Annotated in this window: 20 protein-coding genes; 6 read left to right on the plus strand and 14 right to left on the minus strand. The window is 48.3% G+C overall.

Annotated elements, in window-relative coordinates:
• Positions 1-197: 197 nt before the first annotated feature.
• Complete coding sequence (locus tag GA565_RS22625; RefSeq protein ID WP_152201010.1) at positions 198-7,772, plus strand: hypothetical protein; 7,575 nt, start codon at positions 198-200, stop codon at positions 7,770-7,772.
• Positions 7,773-7,909: 137 nt separating this feature from the next.
• On the opposite strand, the gene sspB is transcribed toward GA565_RS22625, so the two are convergent.
• From sspB to zapE, 5 genes are all read right to left on the minus strand, one after another.
• Positions 7,910-8,395 (minus strand): ClpXP protease specificity-enhancing factor, encoded by a 486-nt coding sequence (gene sspB / locus GA565_RS22630; protein ID WP_152201012.1) that lies wholly within the window; start codon positions 8,393-8,395, stop codon positions 7,910-7,912.
• A 3-nt stretch (positions 8,396-8,398) separates the two neighbouring features.
• Positions 8,399-9,043 (minus strand): stringent starvation protein SspA, encoded by a 645-nt coding sequence (sspA, locus tag GA565_RS22635; RefSeq protein WP_055774462.1) that lies wholly within the window; start codon positions 9,041-9,043, stop codon positions 8,399-8,401.
• A gap of 418 nt (positions 9,044-9,461) precedes the next feature.
• A complete protein-coding gene (rpsI, locus tag GA565_RS22640) occupies positions 9,462-9,854 on the minus strand; it encodes a 30S ribosomal protein S9 (protein WP_055774459.1) in 393 nt (130 codons plus the stop codon).
• Between the two features lie 15 nt (positions 9,855-9,869).
• Entirely contained in the window at positions 9,870-10,298 is a 429-nt protein-coding gene (gene rplM, locus GA565_RS22645; protein ID WP_009634857.1) for a 50S ribosomal protein L13, read from the minus strand.
• Positions 10,299-10,616: 318 nt separating this feature from the next.
• Positions 10,617-11,747 (minus strand): cell division protein ZapE, encoded by a 1,131-nt coding sequence (gene zapE, locus GA565_RS22655; protein ID WP_152201014.1) that lies wholly within the window; start codon positions 11,745-11,747, stop codon positions 10,617-10,619.
• A 291-nt stretch (positions 11,748-12,038) separates the two neighbouring features.
• Here zapE and zapG point away from each other — a divergent pair, with 291 nt between their 5' ends.
• From zapG to degS, 3 genes are all read left to right on the plus strand, one after another.
• Positions 12,039-12,440, plus strand: coding sequence for a Z-ring associated protein ZapG (gene zapG / locus GA565_RS22660; protein WP_152201015.1), 402 nt, complete (start codon positions 12,039-12,041; stop codon positions 12,438-12,440).
• Positions 12,441-12,520: 80 nt separating this feature from the next.
• Positions 12,521-13,888 (plus strand): serine endoprotease DegQ, encoded by a 1,368-nt coding sequence (gene degQ / locus GA565_RS22665; protein WP_152201017.1) that lies wholly within the window; start codon positions 12,521-12,523, stop codon positions 13,886-13,888.
• Between the two features lie 84 nt (positions 13,889-13,972).
• Positions 13,973-15,040 carry an outer membrane-stress sensor serine endopeptidase DegS gene (degS, locus tag GA565_RS22670; RefSeq protein WP_152201018.1) on the plus strand — a complete coding sequence of 356 codons (1,068 nt, stop codon included), beginning with the start codon at positions 13,973-13,975 and terminating at the stop codon, positions 15,038-15,040.
• Between the two features lie 63 nt (positions 15,041-15,103).
• Here degS and GA565_RS22675 read toward each other — a convergent pair whose 3' ends face one another.
• The 9 genes from GA565_RS22675 to mlaF form a co-directional block, all read right to left on the minus strand.
• Positions 15,104-16,378 carry a cytosine permease gene (locus tag GA565_RS22675; protein WP_152201019.1) on the minus strand — a complete coding sequence of 425 codons (1,275 nt, stop codon included), beginning with the start codon at positions 16,376-16,378 and terminating at the stop codon, positions 15,104-15,106.
• 14 nt (positions 16,379-16,392) lie between these two features.
• Positions 16,393-17,031, minus strand: coding sequence for a helix-turn-helix transcriptional regulator (locus tag GA565_RS22680; RefSeq protein WP_226951055.1), 639 nt, complete (start codon positions 17,029-17,031; stop codon positions 16,393-16,395).
• A 594-nt stretch (positions 17,032-17,625) separates the two neighbouring features.
• Complete coding sequence (gene murA / locus GA565_RS22685) at positions 17,626-18,888, minus strand: UDP-N-acetylglucosamine 1-carboxyvinyltransferase (protein WP_055774437.1); 1,263 nt, start codon at positions 18,886-18,888, stop codon at positions 17,626-17,628.
• A 76-nt stretch (positions 18,889-18,964) separates the two neighbouring features.
• Complete coding sequence (gene ibaG / locus GA565_RS22690; protein ID WP_055774434.1) at positions 18,965-19,219, minus strand: BolA family iron metabolism protein IbaG; 255 nt, start codon at positions 19,217-19,219, stop codon at positions 18,965-18,967.
• Between the two features lie 163 nt (positions 19,220-19,382).
• On the minus strand, positions 19,383-19,676 hold the full coding sequence (mlaB, locus tag GA565_RS22695) for a lipid asymmetry maintenance protein MlaB (RefSeq protein WP_055774429.1): 294 nt from the start codon (positions 19,674-19,676) through the stop codon (positions 19,383-19,385).
• The gene (gene mlaC, locus GA565_RS22700; RefSeq protein WP_152201021.1) at positions 19,673-20,320 is read right to left on the minus strand and encodes a phospholipid-binding protein MlaC; all 648 of its coding nucleotides are present in this window, start codon (positions 20,318-20,320) and stop codon (positions 19,673-19,675) included. The genes mlaB and mlaC overlap by 4 nt, the downstream gene beginning before the upstream one ends.
• Positions 20,321-20,331: 11 nt before the next feature.
• Positions 20,332-20,904, minus strand: coding sequence for an outer membrane lipid asymmetry maintenance protein MlaD (mlaD, locus tag GA565_RS22705; protein ID WP_152201023.1), 573 nt, complete (start codon positions 20,902-20,904; stop codon positions 20,332-20,334).
• Between the two features lie 3 nt (positions 20,905-20,907).
• Complete coding sequence (gene mlaE, locus GA565_RS22710) at positions 20,908-21,690, minus strand: lipid asymmetry maintenance ABC transporter permease subunit MlaE (RefSeq protein WP_152201024.1); 783 nt, start codon at positions 21,688-21,690, stop codon at positions 20,908-20,910.
• A gap of 15 nt (positions 21,691-21,705) precedes the next feature.
• Positions 21,706-22,509, minus strand: coding sequence for a phospholipid ABC transporter ATP-binding protein MlaF (mlaF, locus tag GA565_RS22715; protein ID WP_055774415.1), 804 nt, complete (start codon positions 22,507-22,509; stop codon positions 21,706-21,708).
• Between the two features lie 364 nt (positions 22,510-22,873).
• Between mlaF and GA565_RS22720 the strand changes: the two genes are divergently transcribed.
• Both GA565_RS22720 and kdsD read left to right on the plus strand, forming a co-directional pair.
• The gene (locus GA565_RS22720; RefSeq protein ID WP_055774413.1) at positions 22,874-23,860 is read left to right on the plus strand and encodes a calcium/sodium antiporter; all 987 of its coding nucleotides are present in this window, start codon (positions 22,874-22,876) and stop codon (positions 23,858-23,860) included.
• Between the two features lie 48 nt (positions 23,861-23,908).
• The gene (gene kdsD / locus GA565_RS22725; protein WP_152201026.1) at positions 23,909-24,892 is read left to right on the plus strand and encodes an arabinose-5-phosphate isomerase KdsD; all 984 of its coding nucleotides are present in this window, start codon (positions 23,909-23,911) and stop codon (positions 24,890-24,892) included.
• Positions 24,893-24,911: the final 19 nt, after the last annotated feature.

The raw sequence follows: 24,911 nt of genomic DNA on the forward strand, positions 1-24,911 counted from the left end.
AGATTATCCGCTTAATAAAACCTCATAGAATTCAGCCGCATAAAATTACAAGCCCGTTATTGCACAAAAAACAACCATTTATTTACACAAGCTTACGTGAAAAACCGCTAGTTTTATTTCGTTTTCGACAATACAACTTTCGCTTTACAGATACATTGCCGATTAATTATCCAATAAACTTATATCAGGAATTAATTGTGAGCATTGAATCGAAAACGACTTTTCACACCGCACCGACCGAGTCTCTGACAATAGACCAGACTTCATCCACAAACACCGTCAAGGCTGTGGGCGCTAAAGACAGAGAATATCCCACCATTCCAGCCCAAGCGCTGAATAAACTGGCTAATGCCGTTAATGCTTCACATGATGTCGGTCATGACTGGACAAATGATGCTTTCATCGGTGCTCAGGCTGAACGCTGTTTCAACCTAAGCCCGCAGCTCGGGGAATATATTAACGACAAGACCGGTTTGCAGCTAACAGCATCCCGAAATAATACGCTAACCAGCCTTGTCGCCATGACGGGAAAAGCAGATTTTACAGAGTTTGAAAGTACCACTCTATTAAAGGAACTTACTGCATGTTTAATGGATGGGCTTGATAAAATAGGCGTTGACGAACCTTTCGCCGTGGGTGAAGAAGACACAATTAACACGCTAGAAAAAAAGTTTAACGAAACGATCACTGGGTGCAGAGCCGATATTAATAATGCTGCGGTTAAAACTCAATCAGATCTTGAAGTCAGCATTGACGATATCGAAATGCTTGAGGAATTCCGTAAGTTAAAAGGCAGGAACGATGAGCATCTGGTAGTAGACAGAGAAATATTGAAGGTATGTAAAGAAGAATTGTTTGGATTAGCCGAAAAAGAAGGGGTGACTCAAAAAGCTGCCTTTTTAGTAATGACCCTATGTGAAAACGTGGTGGAAATGGAGTTGCCAAAAGGCAGTTATTATAAAATGGCGATAAATGAGGCCATTGACAGGTTATCAGGGTTAGCTGACGCCCTAGTGTATGTAGATAGCGTATTAGCGGAATCAGATGATTTTTTCAACAAAGGGCAAGATAGCGAAAATAGCAGTTTATCCGACAATTTAAGGACTGCAGAAGAGGGGCTTAAAAGTGCCCTTACAAAAATAAAAGATACACCAAAAGCATTAAACAACGTTTCTGACCATAAATGGAAGCAAGACTTCCAATTTAAAACTTGCGGAAATAATTATAATCTTGAATACAGACTTAAGCCCGTTAAAGAAGTCCTTGAGGAGAAAATAAAACGCCTTGCGACAGACCTTTCCGGGGAGAAAGCAAGACTGGGTAAGCATGCCCTAGCACTCTCCACATTGGAAAACAATACAAAAAGCCCACAGATTAAAAGCGCAGCGACTGCCTTGGCTAACGTCGTGAAACTTGCACAACAAGCGGTGGCAACCCTATTCTCCAATCCCGAACAGATAGCGTGTCTCAAGGCAACTATTTCAGCGCTGAATGAGCTTTGTAATAAACTATCAGAGGTTGATGTGGCCTATCAACTAAGACACAGTGGTGAGTCAGGGCAAGACGCTAACGTCAAGGCGGATCAATTACAGAGGTTAAGTGATAAACTTTACAAAACTGCGTCCCAATTAAAGGGCGCAGTTCAACCTATGAATATATACAGTGATCCCAAACCCAAGGAAGTCCTCAGCGCTGATGTCCGAGTTCTCAGTGACCTTCATCAAGCCACCAATAAGGCGTTGGATAAACTGGGTACGGTTCACGACCGGCTGATTGACATAAAACGTAATTACCGGACGCAAAAAACCCAGGTGGAAATAGCCGGTAAGAAACTCTCTGCAGTTTCAAAATTCACTGTCGGTACCGCAAAATCCGCATTTAAAGCAATAGTACATCCTTCGCGCCAAGGCGTTAGAGCAATTGAAGCCGGTAGCAGGCATCTTTTAGATCAAATCAAGGCAAAACTGCCGCATCAGAACACTCGTGAAACACAGATGTTCAACGCCCTATTGAGAGCTTCTACCCTCGAACCGCTTAATGCCATGCAAAAATTCTGTAATCAGGCAGAGGGTATGATGTCATCCGCCGCCGATGTTGCAAAAACCAATGGGAAAATCGCGCGAGACCCGAAAGAAGGGGCACTTTCACGCGCTAAAAAACAAGATATCACCAATACAACGGCTACAGAACGACTGTCAAAAAAGCGGGCAGACCTGAAACAGCCGCAAAAGGAGCTGAGTGCTGCGCTACTTAACTTAAAAAACGCAGTTAAACATGCCAAAGAAGATCTGGCATTAATGGAAAAAAGGTTTCCAAAGCGTTTTGATAAAATACAAGCATTCAAAACACGTCTTGAAAAGGCGGAAGCCACCTTCCAGAAAATTGAAGATAAGTTTAATGTAAATGTGAAACCCCTTAAGGCTGAACAAAACTCATTCATTCCCCCTAGTTTCAGGGGAACGTTTGAGAGAATGCGATCGGCCATGGTGAGGGCAGAAACTTTTACCACATCTGCCGTTAAATGCTGGCGAGAAATGCCGGAAGCCGCGCAGGAATCCTTACATGCAGCAGGAAAGGCGTTGGATCACTCAACGGGCCCCCTTATCACTCAGGCTGCTAATATACTTAAAAATGACAATCCGAGCCCTCATGATGTTCAAAGTGCTCTCGAAGAGGTGATAGAAAGCCTCAAAACGTCCGATAGACTTAGCCCTGCTTTAAACGGGGTGGCAGGTTTTAAAGAAATGACAGAGGCCCTCGATAAAACCCGCAATGAATTAAAAGATATAAAATCTCTCATTCCCACCTGGATATCTGCACTCGACGCAGCCCCATTGGCTAACCCGACTCATGCGTTATCATCTTCGGAAATAGGTGCAGTAACAACGGCCATGAATGACCAGCTGCGCAATGCGCAGAACACCCAAAGAGACCTCGAACTCAGCGTCGCGCGCACCACTAACCGACGACAGGACATTTTTTCCGTTAACTCACGAATAATCAAACACATTGCCAGTACTTTTGCCGCGCAAACTACGGCTATTGCCGGTGAATGCTCGCCGGAACAGCGGGAAATTCATGATCAGCATATAGGGATGTCGATAAAGGAATGTTCGGAATACTTCCGCAAGCCCGGTGATGCAAATGGAGAAGCTTTCTCATTAAGACTTGCAAAAGAGTACGAGCAAGCCCTGAACGGGACTCTGACCATGCCCAAGTCCCTCAATGAGGTTATGAAAGCTCATCAGTCTTTCGAAGAATATTTGGTGAAATCAGGCTCTAAAAACTTGCAATCCTCCGCCATATACATGATTGCAAGCAATGCAATAAACGAGGTACTGCTTGAAGTAATTCCTCCTTTCTCGACCGCGAGGGGAGTTAGAAACTTAGTCAAGACGTTGTTAACACCATTAACCATCGCAATGGCAATCGGAGATATGAATCATTCCGTGATGCCCGGGTATGCCCTCCCGGCGGGAGCAAAAACTGAGATGGCTAAGGAGAAGATTAAAATAGCAGCTTTTAAATTTGTGCGCGCATTTACCCCAGTTCTGTTAAAACTCGCGGTAGATGCCACGTTAACAGGGGTCGAGGTCAACCGCGACGGTCTGAAAGCGGTGTTGAGCAAAAATGCTAAAAGTTTGCCAGAAGATCTCCTGTTCGCTGGTGTATCCGAGAGTCTTTCCTACGGGGCCAATTCGGTTGCCAAGCTCAGTGCCATTACGCCACGCTCGGTTTTAGACAAGATAATGGAAAGTTTACCTGACTCGCACCTATCTACACTTAGTGCAAAGAATTTATACGCCTGTCTTTCTACTATTGCGGACCTTTTGACTGACAAGCCAGTTTCGTCACCAACAGAAGAAACTCAGTCAAATCCAGCAGTCAAAACTCCGCCTCAAAAACAGGACTCTACAGTGGCTGGTGCCAACGCTGCTGGCAATAAGGCACCCTTGACTGACAAGCCAGTTTCATCACCAACAGAAAAAACCCAGTCAAAACCAGCTGTAAAAACTCCGCCAAAGGAAACAGCGGCTCCCTACTTTTTTGACGATGAGGGTTACCAAGGTGATGCGCCGGTTGATGAATCCGCTCCGGTGAGCAAACAAAATGCACCAGGACTAGAGCCAGAACCACAACTAGCCCCCTCTTCTAAGCCAGATGAAGTTTCGAATGTAAGAAATAGCTCACCGACCTACGAAGCTATGAGAGAGGCGCTAGCAGAGACTCTTAGAAAGAATCGGCTAGGAGAGTTTGCAGTACTTAATAATGTCGATGGATGGTTAAAAAAACATATAAAGACACAGCTCTCAGAAAAGGGCTTTACGGGACCTATCCACTGGGATGCAAAGGTAAACGTTTATCGACCAGCACAGCAGGATCTACGTGGAAAGCCAGTCCCAAGGGTTCTATTAGGAAATACCTCTCTTTATGAAGTTGCTCTTAAGTTACATGAGCGTAAATGGACTGATACCAGCTACGAGTTCGAGTTTGAAGAACCGTTAAGACATCCGGATACTGACGGTATAAACCTACTCACAGAAATAACTCAAATAGATGCCCAGCCGGCTTATATGCAAGAGTTTGATAGAATCAGCCAAGATCCAGAATTTAGAGCGAATTATCGAAAATATAAAAGTTCACTGCTTCACCTAACGGTGGAGAACTATTTCTCTAATAGCGCTGAACCGACTACATTCACCAAAGAGGAAGTACTTGAGAAAATAAAATCAGGCAATGTCGATAATTTGAGATTTTATGGCGAAAATGTCAAAGATATGGTCCGCATAACAGGAGAAAACGGCAACGTTTTGTATATTTCATTAGCAACGGGTGAGGTATTTGAAGCAAAAAACAGCCTCCTTCCTCGTGGGATAAAATTCAGAAATGAGAAGGAAGGTCAAGCTTTCGTCAATCTTATCAAACGCGGCCTAAAAATTGAGCACCAGATAAATGTTAGAAATTTTGAGAGCACCCGTATTAACTTTCCTCGTACTACTCCCTATAATTTTTTTGAGAGTGATCATAAAGGTTTGGTCATTACAGAACCAAACGAAGAATCACTAAGAGCTCCATACCCATTACCGTTCAGTAAGTCTGTTGGGAAAACCTATCGTCTAGGCACGGAAATAATTGAACAATACAGACCCGAAAAAGATATTATTTCTGAACTAGCAGTTACAGATTTGGACTATGCACGTGCAGATGTAGATTTTTTGATCAAGTCCGATGGAGAAATTTTGCTCGACAAAGCCGTCAAAATTATTGGTACGGCCGGCACTATGATTGGCGTTTTCTTACTGCCGATAACAGGTGGCCTTAGCGCATTAGGGTCCGCCACGGCAGGCGTTGCCATAGCAAGTTCTTCAGCCGGGAGTGCTGCATTAACGTTTGCAACTGGGGTGCTTCCTAAGTTTGTACAGTCATACTATGCCGACAACCGCGTGGACAGTGAAAGCGCGATGCTAGATGCTTTTTCATCCATGGCCGGTGAGGCCGGCGGATATATTGGCGGCAAATATTTTGGTAAATTTGTTAAGACACTTCGCGGATTAAATGCAGACGATGCGATTCGAACTTTACAAAATTCAGAGTTTGGAAACTTTCTGGACGGCTACGCAAGGAGGAAGGGCATAGCCGTTAATGACTTGTCGGATGATAAGCTTTTAAAATTAAAGGATTTTTATAACGCCAACCGTGGTGGAAGCACGACTCCAATCGATCAGGAATCTTCTTCGAATTCACTTGACTCTACCTCGTCGACCCCCTCCACGAGAGAGACTGGTTCAAACGGTCAAACAACGCCTAAAGATATTGATATCCAGAGAAATAATTCGGATAACAGCTTAGCTTCTAATAGAACCTCCAAATCGTCATCTGAAGACTCAGGGCTGGGTTCAAATTCTAAAAGCACGACTGATTCAGTACAGAATAACTCCATAGAACGTATGGATATACCTAACTCTGGCCGGGTTCCTAAAAAACCCTATGACCTTGATGATATAAACTCTACAGTCCAAAATGATTTCGCTCAAAGAATGAACAACTTTGAGGCCCGTTATACTCTTCAGAACATTAAGTATGAGAATCAATTAGCCACTCGAACTTTGGCCAATGAATTAAGAATTAAGGGATATTCCGTTGAGGTGGGTAATGTAACCTACACAGGGCTGGACGGAATAGCTAAGCGTAATGTCATTTTAAAAGCATCTAAAGCGGGATACGAAGATGCCTACGTTTCCTTTAATAAATCTACACCTCGCAAACCTAATAGTCTAACAATCTATAATTCTACTGAGTTTAAGAAAAGTTATATTTGGGACCAAAATCTTAGTAATAGTCATACCCAAGTACATTGGGCTGATAATTTCAGGATTATGGACAAAACTTTCCCGCTTGATCAGGGCGATAACGCGATTAATATCCCTGGGTGGTTTAAAAACAAACAACTTGACTCATCAATAGAAACTCTCACTAGAAACAGCAGCAGTACGGATTCAGGAATAAATAGCCTGCCCAACGATTCAACGCAAAATATCAATGCCAAAGAAAATAAACAACTGATCCCTCAGATTAATTTCAAAGAACAAATACCTTTAATCGCTGCAAGTATGACTATCAATTATCAGAGCGTCACACTCGCGGGTGAACTTGTGAACAGTTTGAAAGATGAACCTCTAAATGAATCTGCACCTTCTGCACCTTCTGCACCTTTCGCACCTTCTGCACCTACATTAAAGAATGCCCCCCCTAATGTGTTGCTTGTCAGTACAATCATAGATAGCGTAGAGCAAGATGGCAAAAGCAATAATGTGAGGATGGTTGGGAGTAATAGTAACCCAAATCGTCCTACTACCGTTCAACATTACTCAAATACTAACGTTCAGGAAGCCATCAATGGGGCGCAGGAAGCCTCCCAGAAGAGTGAAACATCCACAACTTCCTCTCAATTAGGAACTGACGTAGATAGGTCAAAACTCATCATACCAATTGTTTTATTAGTTGACCCGTCGAAAATACCGGGATATACAGCGGGCCAACCACTGCCAATTATCATACCAAACGACGCTATTGTTGGTATCTATATCCAGGACAATAACGTTGACCCTGCTGACGTCGAAAATGTTATGGAGAAATTAATAGGCCGTAGAGTCCCAGTAACTGTAGCAGGAATAATCGATAAAGTTAAAGAAACAGAGGCCACCAAAGACTTTACTGATATTAAGCAGGCAAATGACTGGATGGCTAAAAATAGAGCACCCGTCACGAATGGAAGCCCAGAATGGCTCCCTCCTAATATATTAAGAATTATCAAGAGTGCGACAGCACTCCAATTACATATCGACCTAGCGAATACACCGCTGGGTAATAGCCTAATCTTGTCGGAAAAGTTTCTTAAATTAACTGAAAATCTCCCGGACACGCGGGATTATATAAATGACCACTGCATAATTTCCAGTCCAGTCTCCCATGAGATTAAATTTTCCAAAAGTAAGTTGACACGGCTTAGTTTAGTAATTCAAGCTGAGGGTGTTGATGATAAGCACAAGATCCGCGAATATATCAGGAACGTTATTAGTACGATGAATGATTCATATAAGTATGTTTTACCACCAAAAATACTTCTCCTTACGAAACAACTGGGCGTAGACGTTGATACCTTTGCTACCAAAAATGGGTATATAAATTTTAAGGAACCAGGCGTAAAAAGTTATGATCGCGAGGGAATGATGAAACTCCAACAGTTGCTCTGGACTACCCCAGAGACATAATCGTCTTCGGGTGGAGAATCTGCCGCATAAAATAGGTTTTGGCAAGTCTAAGATTTAGCCGACGCCAGATGTGAAAAGAGACCGCAATGCGGTCTCTTTTTTTAGGGTGCGGTGAGTCATCTTGCTTTAGGTGAAGTTTATTTCACAACCCGCAGGGCAGGACGTCCGCCGCGAGGCGGCGTCGGTGGCTCATCGTCACCGTCTTCAGCGTTATCAGGCAGATCGCCGTCAATTACTGACATCGTCGGTTCGGTAGTTTGGTCTTCGAGCGCCTCGAAAGCGCCTTCACCGTCTAAAGCAGGTTCTGGCTCGAACATAGTACCTGCGCCGTTTTCACGTGCGTAGATAGCCAGCACAGCGGCGATCGGCACGAAGACTTCGCGCGGTACGCCGCCAAAACGCGCGTTGAAACGCACATCGGCATTGCCCAGTTCAAGACCGCCCACTGCACGCGGTGCAATGTTCAGAACGATTTGGCCATCGCGAGCGAATTCCATCGGCACGCTCACACCCGGTTGGTTAACATCAACCACCAGGTGCGGCGTCAGCTGGTTATCAAGCAACCAGTCATAGAAGGCGCGCAGCAGGAACGGACGGCGAGGAGACATGTCTGTCATCTCCATAACTTAACCCCGAGCACCGTTCAAACGCATTTCGCGCTCTGGCTCAGTCAAAGACGCCAGGAATGCATCACGCTCAAATACGCGCGTCATATAGCCTTTCAGCTCTTTAGAACCCGCACCAGACAGCTCAATACCCAACTCGGTTAAGCGCCACAACAGCGGAGCCAGGTAGCAATCCACCAGGCTGAACTCTTCGCTCTTGAAGTAAGGCATGTAAGAGAAGATTGGCGCGATAGCCAGCAGCTCTTCACGCAGCTGTTTGCGTGCTGCGTCTGCTTCAGCGGCAGAACCCTGCTCAATTTGGCGCAGCAGCGAGTACCAGTCGTTTTCGATACGGTGCATCATCAGACGGCTCTCACCGCGCGCAACCGGATAAACCGGCATCAGCGGTGGATGCGGGAAGCGCTCATCGAGGTATTCCATGATGATGCGAGATTCGAAAAGGGTCAGCTCACGATCGACCAACGTAGGCACAGTGCGGTACGGGTTGAGGTCAATAAGATCCTGTGGCAGGTTACCCATTTCTACCTGCTCTATCTCGACACTCACACCTTTTTCCGCCAGTACGATACGTACTTGATGGCTAAAAATGTCGGTCGGGCCAGAAAACAGCGTCATTACCGAACGTTTGTTGGCAGCGACAGCCATGAAAACCTCCAAGTTTATCTAGAATTATACTGCGAATAGCCACTATCAGGCTGCTATCCTGAATAATCGTGCCCATCGAAGTTCGGGCACATCTCACCTGTAACCCACAGTTTCGTAGATAAGCCAAAGCGGGGGAACACAGCCAGCAAATTCAGCAAGGTTCACAGCTTGGCGAACAGGCGCAAAAGTGTGTGATAGTTTACCAGATTTTGGTCGTTCTGTGGGGATGTAGGCAAGGATTTAGTGGGGAAATGTGTTTCAGGGAGCAATTAGCCGCGAAAAACAAGGCACTTTGGCCATAGTTTCGGCGTTATTTCCCCGATACGCACGAAAAAAAACCCGGTACAAGACCGGGTTTTTGTCGCGTTGTGCCTGATTGAAACCGAAGTTGCAATCCACTGCCGAAGCAGGAGGCAGATTAACGCTTGGAGAACTGAGGACGACGACGTGCTTTACGCAGACCGACTTTCTTACGTTCAACCTGACGAGCATCGCGAGTAACGAAGCCTGCTTTACGCAGTTCGCCACGCAGATTTTCGTCATATACCATCAGTGCACGGGTGATACCGTGACGGATAGCACCAGCTTGACCAGAGATACCACCACCTTTAACAGTGATGTACAGGTCAAATTTCTCAACCATGCCGACCAGTTCCAGAGGTTGACGAACTACCATGCGGGCAGTTTCACGACCAAAGTACTGTTCCAGGCTGCGCTGGTTAATTACGATGTTACCGCTACCCGGTTTGATGAAAACGCGAGCTGCGGAGCTTTTGCGGCGACCAGTGCCGTAGTATTGATTTTCAGCCATTGCCTATAATCCCGATTAAATGTCAAGAACTTGCGGTTGCTGTGCCGCATGAGTGTGCTCATTGCCCGCGTAAACTTTAAGTTTACGGTACATTGCACGACCCAACGGACCCTTCGGCAGCATGCCTTTAACCGCGAGCTCAATCACACGCTCAGGACGGCGAGCAATCATCTCTTCAAAGGTCGCTTGTTTGATACCACCGATGTGGCCGGTGTGATGGTAATAAATCTTGTCGTTACGCTTGTTGCCGGTTACAGCAACTTTTTCTGCGTTCAGAACGATGATGTAATCACCCGTATCAACGTGCGGAGTGTATTCCGCTTTATGCTTGCCACGCAGACGGCGAGCCAGTTCAGTGGCCAGGCGACCTAAGGTCTTGCCGCTTGCGTCAACTACGAACCAGTCACGCTGTACTGTTTCCGGTTTAGCTGTAAAAGTTTTCATTAAAAGCTTACCCAATTTAAGTTACACGTTGGCGAACACCCAAACGCCTATATGTTTTATAAACTACATTTTTTCAAACACAGTTTACAAAATAAGTATTGGAGGTTCACACGACCATCAGTCCAGCAAACCTACCCCTTCGAATAGCCATTGCCGGCACTATAAAGTTTCGGGAAAAAAACTTTGTTGTAACGTGGGGTCGCAAGATTATAGAGAACTCCCCAACAAAAATCGAACCCTTTTTTGGAAAAAGCTTAAGTTTTTTGGATTCGTCATCGTAGCGAAGATACGCAATGATTGCTCACTTGTTAGACACCCTCAAGGAAGGTGTTCGCGAGCCAGGTATTCTTCACTCTGCATTTCCTGTAGTCGGGACAGGCAGCGCTGATATTCGAACTTCAGGCGTTCACCGCGATAAATCTCGTACATTGGCACTTCAGCCGAGACAACCAGCTTAACGTGACGCTCATAGAACTCGTCCACCAGCGCAAGGAAACGTCGTGCAGCATTTTCCTGGTCGGCGTTCATCACCGGTACATTGTGCAGCAGCACGCTGTGGTAGAGCTTCGACAGCGCAATATAGTCGAGCTGGCTGCGCGCCTCTTCACACAGGGTGTGGAACTCAACGGCCAATACGCCGTCTGCCGACGCGAGCGCCTTCAGCGGTCGATGATTGACCTGCAGCACCGCTTGCTCACCCGCTTTGCCCGCCAGCTTGCCGAACATCTGCTGCATCGGCGCGTCGAGGTCAGAGAGCGTCTGCCCCGTCTCCGGCGTAAGCCACAGATTGGCCTGCGTCAGCGTGCGCAGGCGATAGTCGATACCCGCATCCACATTCATCACGTCACAAAATTGATTGATAAGCGCAATCGCCGGCAGGAAACGCGCGCGCTGCAGGCCGTTACGATAAAGATTGTCAGGCGGAATGTTCGAGGTAGCCACCAGCGTGATGCCACGGGCAAACAGCGCCTGTAGCAGGGTCGCGAGAAGCATGGCGTCAGTAATATCCGAGACAAAAAACTCATCAAAGCACAGCACGTCGGTCTCTTGCTTAAAACGATCGGCGATCACCTCAAGCGGATCCGACTGCCCCTGCAGCGCCGTGAGGTCTTCATGAACGCGCAGCATAAAGCGGTGGAAGTGCAGGCGCATTTTCCGCTCACCCGGCAAACTGTGGAAAAACATGTCCATCAGCCAGGTTTTACCTCGCCCCACGCCGCCCCACATATAAAGCCCCTGCACCGGGCGAATCGTGCTTTTGCTCGGCCCCTTTTTGAACAGACGGCCCAACCAGCCGCCGTTTTCAGCTAATTCCGCTGGTTTTTTCGCTACCAATTCCTGATAAATAGCATCAAGACGCGTCACAGCCTGTTTTTGAACGGCATCCGGTTGGAACTCTCCGGCATCAAGTGCAGTCTGATAAGAGGTAAGCGGTGTTTTTGGTTGCATGATAATGAACGGTCCCTGCAAAAATATTTTCAGTGATTGATGGCGCTGTTTTCATGGCCTTTAACGCAGATTTTTCCACTATTTCGCGGCTTTTAACGCACTTGCAGCAGGATTAGACCCCAACCGAGGTTGCGAAAGTTGCCACAGGATTCCACTAACTCTTGGTTAACGGTTATAGTGGTGTTCTGTTTGACGTAAAGCTTGCCATGTAAAAGTTTTGTTTAAAAAGATTGGTGAGAAAGTTACGCCAAAAAGCCCTACAGGACAATGTTGTCAATAATAGGAGTTATTATGACCTGGGAGTATGCGCTCATTGGATTAGTGGTCGGTATCGCCATCGGTGCGGTAGCGATGCGCTTTGGCAATCGTAAATTACGCGATCAGCAAGTGATGCAAAACGAGATAGACAAGAGTAAAGCCGAGCTGGAAGAGTATCGCCAAGAGCTGGTCGGTCACTTTGCCCGCAGCGCCGAACTGCTCGACAATATGGCAACGGATTACCGTCAGCTGTATCAGCACATGGCGAAAGGCTCTAACAACCTGTTGCCGGACTTGCCGCTACAGGACAACCCGTTCAACTACCGTCTGACCGGCTCTGAAGCCGACAATGACCAGGCGCCGGTTGAAATGCCTCGCGATTATTCCGACGGCGCTTCAGGCCTGTTACGCGGTGCAGAGCGTCCGCGCCGCTAATAACAGCGTCAAGCCAGTGGCATCCGTCACTGGCTCCTTTTTGGCACGTCATCTGCAGTCATTCTCGGGGAGTGGTCCAAATGAAGAAAAAATCATTTTTATTCAGCGCACTGGCTTTAAGCCTTGGATTAAGCTTCTCGTCTTTTCAAGTGGCCAGTGCAGCACTGCCGGTTGCCGTTGAAGGTCAGCAGTTACCGAGCCTGGCGCCGATGCTGCAAAAAGTGTTGCCAGGCGTGGTCAGCGTTCAGGTATCGGGCACTCAACCCCCAACAGACCAGGTACCTCCGCAATTTAAATTCTTCTTTGGCCCCGATGCCCCGACTCAGAAACAGGACGGTCAGAAGTTTGAAGGCCTCGGTTCGGGCGTAATTATCGATGCCACCAAAGGCTATGTACTGACCAACAACCACGTGGTTAGCAATGCCGATAAAATTACCGTAGAAATTAATGACGGCCGTGAATACGACGCCAAGCTGATTGGCAAAGACGACCAGTCAGACATCGCTATTATCCAGCTTAAAGATGCCAAAAACCTGACACAAATCCCGATGGCCGACTCCGACAAACTGCGCGTAGGCGATTTTGCGGTCGCCGTGGGCAACCCGTTTGGCCTGGGTCAAACAGTGACCTCCGGCATTATTTCAGCACTGGGCCGCAGCGGGTTAAACCTTGAAGGCCTCGAAAACTTTATTCAGACCGATGCCTCGATTAACCGCGGCAACTCCGGCGGTGCACTGCTTAATCTCAACGGTGAACTTGTCGGCATCAATACCGCAATTCTCTCCTCGCAGGGCGGCAGCATGGGGATCGGCTTTGCCATTCCTATCAACATGGCCAAAAACCTTAGCAAGCAGCTGATTGAGTTTGGTCAGGTTAAACGCGGACTGTTGGGGATACGCGGCAGCGAAATGACCGCTGACCTGGCGACCGCCTTTAAGCTCGACAGCCAGCGCGGCGCATTCGTTAATGAAGTGCTGCCCGACTCTGCCGCCGCCAAGGCCGGTATCAAATCGGGTGACGTGATTATCACCCTCGACGGGCAACCGTTAAGCAGCTTCGCCGAACTGCGGGCCAAAGTGGGCACTGCCGGTCCGGGCGTAACCATGAAACTGGGCGTGCTGCGCGGTGGCAAAGCGATGGACGTGAACGTGACGCTGGATAAAAGCCCCGACGTTGCCGTGGCGCTTGAGAAAATCAATCCGGCACTCACCGGGGCCATTCTGAGCGACGTTGATGCCAAAACCGGCAAAGGCGTGCAGGTCGATGAAGTGCAGAAGGGATCACCCGCCGATCAGGTTGGCTTCCAGCAGGGTGACGTTATCGTTGGCGTAAACCGCGAGCCTATCGATAATCTGGCAGCATTACGTAAAGTGCTCGAGTCCAAACCCGACCTGATTGCCATTAGCGTGGTCCGTAAGGGTCAGAGTCTCTATTTGTTGATGCCATAACACAATTTGGGCGTAGTTATAGACTACGCCCAAACAACTCATGCTATTCTGCTTGCACATTTTCATTCGCATCCCATAAACCCCATGTTTGTTAAGTTATTGAGATCTGCCCTCATCGGTCTTATCGTCGCCGCTATTTTACTTGCGACAGTACCGAAGCTGCGCAAAACGATAGTCGAACCTATATTCGAACAGGACTTCACCTCTCATAGCGAGCAACCCGCCAGCTATAACGAAGGGGTGCGCCTCGCTGCGCCTGCCGTTGTGAACGTCTACAACCGCAATATGGGCGACTCTTCGCAAAACGAATTGCAGATCCGCACGCTGGGGTCTGGCGTTATCATGAATGACAAAGGCTATATTCTTACCAATAAGCACGTCATTAATAACGCCGATCAAATTATTGTTGCCCTGCAGGACGGACGCGTTTTCGATGCGCTGCTCGTCGGCTCTGATAGTCTGACCGACCTCGCAGTACTCAAAATTGACGCCACCAACCTGCCGGTCATACCGCTTAACGCCAAACGCGTTCCGCGCGTGGGCGACGTGGTGATGGCAATTGGCAATCCGTTTAATATCGGGCAAACCGTTACACAGGGCATTATTAGCGCCACCGGCCGCATAGGGTTGAGTCCATCAGGGCGCCAGAACTTCTTGCAGACCGACGCCTCCATCAATCAAGGCAACTCGGGCGGCGCACTGGTGAACTCACTGGGCGAACTGGTGGGTATCAACACCCTGTCCTTTGACCAAAGCAACGACGGCGCCACGCCAGAAGGCATTGGCTTCGCCATTCCAACAGCACTGGCAACTAAAGTGATGGGCAAACTTATTCGCGACGGACGTGTCATTCGTGGTTACATTGGCATCGCCGGACGTGAAGTCTCCCCGCTGCATGGCCCAACGGCCAATGTCGATCATCTGCAGGGCATTGTGGTGAATGAAGTCACCCCTAACGGTCCGGCCGCCAATGCGGGCATGCAGGTGAAAGATGTGATCATCAGCGTCAATAACAAACCGGCCATTTCGGCAATCGAAACCATGGACCAGGTCGCCGAAGTTCGACCCGGCTCAGTGATCCCAGTGGTGATAAACCGCAACGGCAAGAAAATCAGCCTTGAAGTCACCGTTCAGGAATATCCAGAACACTAAGGCGGCGGATATACCGACCTGAAGTCATTAAAAAAGCCGGAAAGGTTACTCCTTCCGGCTTTTTTAATTTTTGAACAAAGAGGCGATGAGCCCGTAAAAGAAACTCGCGGCCAAGATGGAATTGAGTGCAGGCACGCCCCAATCGATTGTAAAACCGACAATACTGCCGGAAATGCAGCTGAGGATCGCGGTCCATCCAACTTGCGGCGTACTGGTGCATTGCGGAAGTTCACCCAATAGACGGCTGGTGTACAGCGTTTGTCTGCTGGTCTTGAGAACAAAATAATCCACTAACATCACGCCCAGCAGCGGTGGAAATACCACGCCAAGTAAAGTCAGAAAATCTACGAAGCGGTCTAAAATTCCTGCAACGGAGAGCGCAGTTCCCAGACAACCTAGGGTTAAAGTGATAGCCGAAAAATTTACTTTTCTCCCCGTCAACGCCGAGACTAAGTTGGCGATACCAAGTGATGATGAATAGAGATTAATATCGTTGACGCGAAGGGTGGAGAAAACCACCACTAAAAGGCCTATTCCTCCCGCCGTCTCGGCCATGATATTCACCACGTCTGCACTGTTTACCGCTCTCGCCAATAATATCGCCAGACCGTTGATAACAAACTCACCGATAATAATCGAAATGATCGTCATCCAAAAAACGTGCCGTCCGCTTTTAGAATAACGACTCATATCGGGTGTGATCAGGCTGGCAACAATACAGCCTCCCACAACTATCGTGATGCCCGCAGCGACAGACATCGGAGGGCCTACCGGCAATGCATTGACGAGTTCAGTGCTGTTGTGTCCGGTAAGTATCAGGATTGAAACCGTAACAATGACAGCAATAAACAGCGGAACGGCTATGCGTGCGGTGAATCTCAGGGCTTTAAATCCAAAGGCAACCAGCACGGTCAGGAACAGGCCCGAGAAAGTGGCTGACCACGCAAAGCCAAACCTGTCATTCAGCGCATAGTTCAGCCCTTTCGCAAAAACGGCATTTTGTACGCCAAACCACCCCAATAGACTGACGACGATGACCAAACTGACAAACAGCGAGCCCACTCGGCCGAAGCCACACCATCTGGAGAGCAGGCTACTCGATAACCCCTCTTTCATACCGGCATAACCCAGCGCAAAAGTAACAATACCAAAAATGACGCTACCCGCGAAAATAGCGATAAAGGCATTGGTCAGAGTCATAGAGTGCCCCAACACTGCGCCCAGCATGAATTGGTCCAATGCGGTCAACATACCGGCATGAACCAGTGTAACGCTTAGAAAAGAGAGCCTTGCCATATCGGGTACACGGCTTATTGGATAATTTTCTATTATGCTCATTTCAATGCCGAGATTTATAAATACTGAACGCCTTTAGTTAATAAAGACTCTGGAATATAACTATCAAGTCCAATGCTTTTACAAAAATCTTTTAGTTGATGCATAGAATGCACATCTACTTTTTGATAAATAATATTCAATCTGCTTTCAATTGTTCTAGGCGATACATTAAGTATCTTGGCCATATCCTTACAGGTAAGGTTTTGCATCAACAAGAAAATCACCTGGAGTTCTTTATCTCCGAATAGCGTAATGGGAGGCTCACTTGTTAATACCGAGGGTTTAGCTTGATTAATATAAATTAAAGATGAATAAGGTTTAACTTTTCTTGCGCTCCATAACGTCCCTATACATTGCCCACGTTTATTAAAAAGGGGTATTTTATCACTAATATAAGATGATAATGACGAACTACCGTTCCAATAATGTGTTTCGATGACAGACACACGACGAAACGCACTTGCAGTGAGTCTGTCATGCTCTTGTAACTCTTCGCATAACTCACTCCATAGCGCTGGAAACTCACAGTCCATTTTTCCTTCAATTGTAAAATCCAAAGGAGTATTTGTATAGTGACGAGCTGCTCCATTCATATAAACATGCAATGATGAAATATCTTTTATGCCCCAAGGCTCATCAAGAAATTTTATCATCGTGATTGTATTTTCAATCACATCTTGACTATCAACGATGCTTAAAATGCCACTCAAATACATACACTCCAAATATCAAAAGAAAAATATAATCACTTAGATAATACCAAGTGATTAATACATCTTTATTATCAATTACAGCATGCTAAATTTAATTTATTTTAATAATCGCGCATCAAAAAGCCATTCAACACACTATAAACACATCTTTTATTTCACCCTCATGAAAATAATCACCTACACCGTAATTATTACGCTATAATATTTATCGCTTCAAGGGTTCAGCATATAATAACGTTAAAAAATGACACACACCTCCCTCCACCAGGGATAAATAGTACCGACTAACAGGTGCAAAGTAGTAACTTTAGCCTTGAGCTTTTGGCAATGGCATGAATCGCATGCCATTTTTTTTAATGAATTAAATTAATATTAAAATATTCATTAAACATCGGCCATTAGATAATAATTTATTGGATAGTGAATTTTACATCGATAAAAATCGTGAATAAAAAAGCCGGAAAGGCTACCCCTTCCGGCTTTTTTTATTTTTCGTCGAACTTCAACAATCAGTTCAGCGATGAAACATGCACGTTACTCTGCGCCACTCACTCTTTCGATTTTAGCGCCCAACAGACGCAGCTTATCTTCGATGCGCTCATAGCCGCGATCGATGTGATAAATGCGGTCAACGATGGTTACGCCTTCTGCGATACAACCGGCCAGTACCAGGCTTGCTGATGCGCGCAGATCGGTGGCCATGACCTGTGCACCCGACAGTTTTTCAACGCCGTGGCAGATAAGGGTATGACTTTCGATTTCAGCGTGTGCGCCCATGCGGATCAGTTCTGGCACGTGCATGAAACGGTTTTCGAAAATGGTTTCGGTGATAACACCCGTACCTTCGGCCACCAGGTTCAACAGGCTGAACTGAGCTTGCATATCGGTCGGGAACCCAGGATGCGGAGCGGTGCGCAGCGTAACGGCTTTCGCGCGTTTACCGTGCATATCCAGGCTAATCCAGTCTTCACCGGTCTCGATATCCGCACCCGCTTCACGCAGTTTTGCCAATACGGCATCCAGCGTGTCGGGACGCGTTTCACGGCATACGACTTTGCCGCCTGAAATCGCTGCGGCTACCAGGAAGGTGCCGGTCTCGATGCGGTCTGGCACCACACGGTGTACCCCGCCGCCGAGCCGTTTAACGCCTTCTATGGTGATTCTATCGGTGCCAGCACCGGTAATTTTGGCGCCAATCGCGTTAAGGAAAACAGCGGTGTCAGCAATTTCTGGCTCACGCGCGGCATTTTCGATAACAGTAGTGCCTTCGGCCAACGTTGCGGCACTCATGATGGTCACCGTCGCGCCAACGCTCACTTTGTCCATGACGATGTGTGCACCTTTCAGGCGTCCATCAACGGTGGCTTTAACGTAACCTTCTTCCAGCACGATTTTCGCGCCGAGCTGCTCAAGGCCGGTAATGTGCAAGTCGACCGGACGTGCGCCGATAGCACAGCCGCCAGGCAAAGAAACTTCACCACGGCCAAAGCGAGCAACCAATGGACCCAGCGCCCAGATAGAAGCACGCATAGTTTTCACCAGGTCGTAAGGCGCACGGAACTCATTTACGCCGCTCGCATCAACCCACACTGAACCATTGCGCTCGATTTTAGTACCCAGCTGGCTCAGGAGTTTGATGGTGGTATCAATGTCTTTCAAATGCGGAACGTTTTGCAGTTCTACCGGTTCTTCGGCGAGCAGTGCGGCGAACAAAATAGGCAGTGCGGCATTCTTCGCACCTGAAATCGTGACTTCTCCACTGAGGCGGGTGCCGCCCTGTACACGAAACTTATCCATTGTTGCTCTCTTATCTGTTATCAAATTACTTTAGGTATAACAAAATGGCCGGCAGCTACGCGCTTGCCCGTCACCCTTAAAAACCGTTGAGCTTGCGATCGCGCTGCCATTCTTCCGGGGTATAAGCCTTGATAGAGAGCGCGTGGATGCGGTTGTCAGCAATGTATTCCATCAGTGGTGCATAAACGGTTTGCTGTTTCTTTACGCGGCTCATGCCGTCAAACATTGCACCAACCACCACGGCCTGAAAGTGACTGCCATCGCCGGTAACGTGTGCTTCATCAAGTGCCAATGCGCCCATCAGCACGTCTTTAATTTCGTTAGTTTCCATATAACCCGTTTAATCGTATGGGGAGTAATAGCCGAACATATTATAGAGATCCGGCCAACTCTTAAACCATCAAAAAGCCCCTGCATGAGAGTTTCAGACAGGGGCCCTGTATTGAATATTGATTTATCGCAGGATTTTTCTTCTTAGGCCTGTGCTATCCACCCTAATCGAGAGGAATGATCCCCTGCAGATTGTACAGCGTGACCAAAGTACTCAAACGATCGGTGATGCCTGAAATCTTTAAATCAACACCGTGCTTGCCGGCATAATCGCGTAAATGCACCAGCAGCGCCAACCCGGATGAGTCAACGCGCTCCAACTGTGCGACGTCTACGCAGGTTACGCCCTTAAGCAGGCTTGCGCGCTGCTCCCAAAGCGGGAGCAGCGTTTCACGGTCAAGGCAGCCACTGAGGATCAGGCATTGCTGCAATGATTCAAAGTGCAGTCCGCTACTCATTTATTGTTCTGCTGAAGGGTAATCGGCTGAGCCGCTGCAGATTTCAGACGCGCAGTCAGGCCATCAATGCCTTTCTGACGCAGAATATCTGCCCACTCATTTTGCTTGGTGGTGATCATGCTCACGCCTTCGGCAATCATGTCATACGCCTGCCATTCACCCGTACGGCTATTTTTACGCCATTGGAAATCAAGGCGAATAGGAGGACGACCGCCCGGATCGGTAATGGTCACACGGATAGCGATAATATCGGTACCTGCAGGAACAGGCTGGGCCGGTTGAACCTGGTAAGACTGATTGGTGTACATCGCCAGCGCCTGACCATAGGCCTGCTGCAGGTAATCACTGAACGCGCTGAAATAGGCTTCGCGCTGCGCTGGTGTGGCCGAGTTGTAGTAGCGACCCAGTACCAGTGCACCCGCGTATTTAACCTGCACGAAAGGCAACAGTTCTTCACGAACCACGGTGCGCAGATAGTTCGGATCCTGCTTGATTTTAGGTTGTTCGGCTTTCAGACGCGAGAAGGTTGCGTCGGCCGCAGCATTCATCACGCTGTAAGGATTGGTTTTATCAACCGCAGCGGCGGCGTTGGCCGCCAGTGGTGCAACCATCAGTAAAGCAACCACCATTAAACGTTTAAACATAACTATTCCTCTTAATTACCTTGTGCCGCAGGCGCGGGTGCAGTTGGAGAAGCTGGAGCAGGTGCGCTCGAGCCATCCGGCGTTGCTGTGGCATCATCCGATTTTGCAGCGTCGTCTTTACCGCCGCTTTTATAAAGGAACTGGCCTATCAAATCTTCCAGAACCATAGCCGATTTCGTGTCCTGAATGGTGCCGTCATTTTTCAAAATGGTCGTCCCCATATCAGGGTCTTGGAAACCGATATTCAGCGCCAGGAACTGCTCCCCCAGCAAACCCGAAGTGCGGATAGCCAGCGAACTGGTGTCCGGGATCTGGTTGTATTTTTGGTCGATATCCATCGCCACGCGCGGCGAAAGGTTTTTATCTAGCGTGATATTGTTGACGCGGCCAATCACCACTCCCCCCACTTTAACCGGCGAACCCGTTTTCAACCCGCCAATATTGTCGAAATCGGCATAAATACGGTAAGTCGGATCGGAACCGAATGAACGAATATCCGCCACTTTCAGGCAAATAAATAACGCGGCGCACAGTGCGATGAGCATGAATGCCCCAACCCAGACTTCACTCTTTTTGTTTTGCATGGCTCAATTCCCAAACATCAGTGCTGTCAGCACAAAATCCAATCCCAGCACCGCCAGTGACGAGTGCACCACGGTACGGGTCGTAGCCCGGCTAATCCCTTCAGAGGTTGGGATTGCATCGTAACCATTGAATAGCGCTATCCAGGTTACAGTTATGGCAAAAACAACGCTTTTAATCAGGCAGTTGAGCAAGTCTTGACGCCAATCTACAGCACCTTGCATTGCCGACCAGAAAAAGCCGCTGTCGATGCCTTTCCAGTCAACACCCACCAGCGAGCCACCCCAGATGCCCACGGCGACGAAAATTATCGTCAGCAGAGGCATGCTGATAAGCCCGGCCCAGAAACGCGGCGCAACGACGCGACGCAGGGGATCAATGGCCATCATTTCAAGACTTGAAATTTGCTCGGTGGCCTTCATCAGCCCAATTTCTGCGGTTAAAGCAGAACCAGCACGACCGGCAAACAGCAGCGCGGTTACCACAGGCCCAAGTTCGCGCAGCAGGGACAACGCCACCATCATGCCCAGACTGGCCTCGGCACTGTAGGTGGTTAATATCAAGTAGCCCTGCAAGCCGAGCACCATGCCGATAAACAGGCCGGAGACCACGATAATCAGCAGCGACAATACCCCAACGCTGTAAAGCTGTTTGATTAATAACGGCCATTGCTTGGCAAACTGCGGCTTTCCTACCAGTGCGCGGAAAAGCAGTTGCCCTGCCCGTCCGAATGACGTACAGGTCTGTATTCCGCTGCGGCCCAATGACGCTAACGCCCTAATTAACATTGATTTACTACTCCATCATCCAAGCAGCTCGGTTTTATAATCACCGGCTGGGAAACGGAAAGGCACCGGTCCATCGGCGATACCGTCGAGAAACTGGCGAACGCGCGGGTCTGGATTATTATGCAATTCCTCAGTGGTTCCTTCAGCAATAACGTGCTGAGCGGCAACAATATAAGCATAGTCAGCAATGCTCAGAACCTCAGGCACATCGTGAGAAACGACAATGCAGGTGACGCCGAGAGCATGGTTTAGCTCGTCAATGAGCTTGACCAGTACCCCCATCGTAATAGGGTCCTGACCGACGAAAGGTTCATCGAACATGATGAGTTCTGGGTCAAGCGCAATAGAACGCGCCAACGCAACGCGACGCGCCATGCCGCCAGACAGTTCAGCAGGCATCAGCTCAGCCGCGCCGCGCAGGCCCACTGCCTCGAGTTTCATCATCACCGTCGTACGCAGTAGTTCTTCCGGCAGCTTACTGTGCTCGCGCAGCGGAAACGCCACGTTTTCAAAGACAGTGAGGTCGGTAAACAGTGCCCCGGACTGGAACAACATGCTCATTTTTTTGCGTGCTTCGTACAGTTTGCGGCGAGACAGCGTAGGTATGTTGTCACCATCAAACCAGATTTCGCCACTGTCCGGCGCAAGTTGTCCGCCGATCAGTCGAAGCAAGGTTGTTTTACCGATACCCGAAGGCCCCATGATAGCGGTCACTTTGCCTTTCGGTACGGTCATGTTTATCTCTTCGAAAATGGGACGATCGCCACGCATGAAACTCATGCCTTTGATCTCGACCAGATTCGCTTCGCTCTGACTCATTTGTCTCTTCCCCTAGGCGAACGCAACACAAGACACCTCTTATGGTAGAACCCGCTTTATAACTTTGGCCTAAACGGCGACGCTAACACCCGACATTTTACAAAAACTTACCGCGATTGCTTTACCAAAGTTGCCTTTGATTTACTTTTAGTTCACGTACGGTCAAAATCAGACAACGGCTTAAGGTTTGTTGTTCCTGAGCAGTAAAAGTGTCAAAACACCAAGTCAGAAGCCAAGGTAAACGCTATTATGGAACCCTATTCAACGCTGCTCAGGCCCTTTGCCTGATGTCAGATTGATCGAACTCATTTTGGTTCCTTGCCAGACTTACGAACATTGCATTATACCCATTAAAGGATTTTTCATGCTTCTCGCTATCGTACTAATGATTGTCGGCCTGTTTCTGTTAGTTTATGCCGCCGATCGTTTGGTGTACGGAGCTTCGGTCCTGGCAAGCTCAATAGGCATTCCCCCTCTTATCATTGGTATGACCGTCGTAGGTGTAGGAATCTCCCTGCCCGAGCTGGTGGTATCAACAACCGCAGCACTGAACGGTCAGATGGATTTGGCCGTCGGCAACGTAATTGGTTCGAATATCACGAATATTCTTCTGATTCTAGGCGGCGCTGCGCTGATTCATCCACTTTCCGTACGTTCTGATATCTTACGCCGTGAACTGCCGTTAATGTTAATAGTGACAGTGCTTTGCGGTTTTTTACTGAGCGACAGTGAGTTAAGTCGGTTGGACGGTGTCATATTGATAGCCGCCGCGGCGATATTTTTAATGCTGATGGTAAAAATCGCCAAGATGTCGCAGCACGTCGGGCAAGATACGCTGACCCGCGAGCAAATGGCTGAATTACCTCAGGACGGAAGCAACACAGTAGCATTTTTGTGGCTGGCGCTGGGGTTTATTATCATGCCGCTGGCTTCAAACATGATTGTCGACAATGCTTCAGTTATGGCCCGTTTTTTCGGCGTGAGCGAGCTGGTGATTGGGCTGACTGTGGTCGCTATCGGCACCAGTTTACCTGAGCTGGCGACTTTTATTGCCGGTGCACTTAAAGGTGAAGACGACATTGCCCTAGGCAATATCATTGGCGCAAACATTTTTAATATGTGCCTGGTTCTCGGCCTGCCCGCGCTAGTGGCTCCGGGCCATTTCAATCCCGATGCGTTTCACCGGGACTACTGGGTCATGCTGGTGGTCAGCGTAATACTGACAGGCCTTTGCCTGATGCGTAAACACCGGATTGGCCACCTGGCAGGCGCGCTTTTATTGTGCGGATTTATCGCTTATCTGGGCGTGCTTTTCTTCGTTCCGGACAGCATTACCTTCTTCAATAGGTAAGGTCCGTTTAAATATTGCGCAATTCAGAGCAAGTCACAGGAATTGACGATGACACCATTTGATTACAAGACATTTAACTTTATCGACGTCGGCAAACAGGTTCTGTTAACCGAAAGAGAAGGCCTGGAACAGCTGGATCAATACATTAATGACGACTTTAGTCGCGCCTGTGAAATGATGTTCCACTGTAGCGGCAAGATTGTTGTTATGGGTATGGGCAAATCAGGGCACGTTGGGCGTAAAATGGCGGCAACGTTTGCCAGCACCGGCACGCCGGCCTTTTTTGTGCACCCCGGCGAAGCCAGCCACGGCGATCTGGGCATGGTATCAAAGCAGGACATCGTGATCCTGATTTCAAATTCTGGCGAATCTCATGAGATACTGGCGCTTATCCCGGTATTGAAGCGCCTGGATATCCGCCTGATCTGCCTGACTGCCAATCCGGAAAGCTCGATGGGCAAAGCGGCAAACGTGCATATCTGTGTCAAAGTTCCGCAGGAAGCCTGTCCGTTAGGACTGGCGCCTACCACCAGCACCACGGCGGTCATGGTCATGGGCGATGCCTTGGCCGTTGCCCTGCTCGAAGCGCGCGGATTTACGGCAGAAGATTTTGCCTTGTCTCACCCTGGCGGCGCACTGGGTCGCAAGCTTCTCCTGCGCGTGAGCGATATCATGCACACTGGCACCGAAATCCCGCAGGTTAGCCGAGATGCTTCTCTGCGCGATGCGTTGCTGGAAATTACCCGAAAAAACCTCGGCATGACGGTGATTACCGATGATCTAATGAAAATCGAAGGGATCTTTACCGACGGTGATTTACGTCGAATCTTCGATATGGGCGTTAACGTCAACGAGGCCAAAATTACCGATGTCATGACCACCGGCGGCATTCGGGTGCGTCCCACGCTGTTGGCAGTTGATGCCCTCAATTTGATGCAGGACAAACACATTACCTGCGTGATGGTTGCCGATGGCGACCAGTTGCTGGGTGTGGTACATATGCATGACATGTTGAGAGCCGGCGTGGTTTGAACCTTGTTTAACGGGTAAA

Origin of the sequence: Rouxiella sp. S1S-2 (assembly GCF_009208105.1) — a bacterium.
Classification (GTDB): domain Bacteria; phylum Pseudomonadota; class Gammaproteobacteria; order Enterobacterales; family Enterobacteriaceae; genus Rouxiella.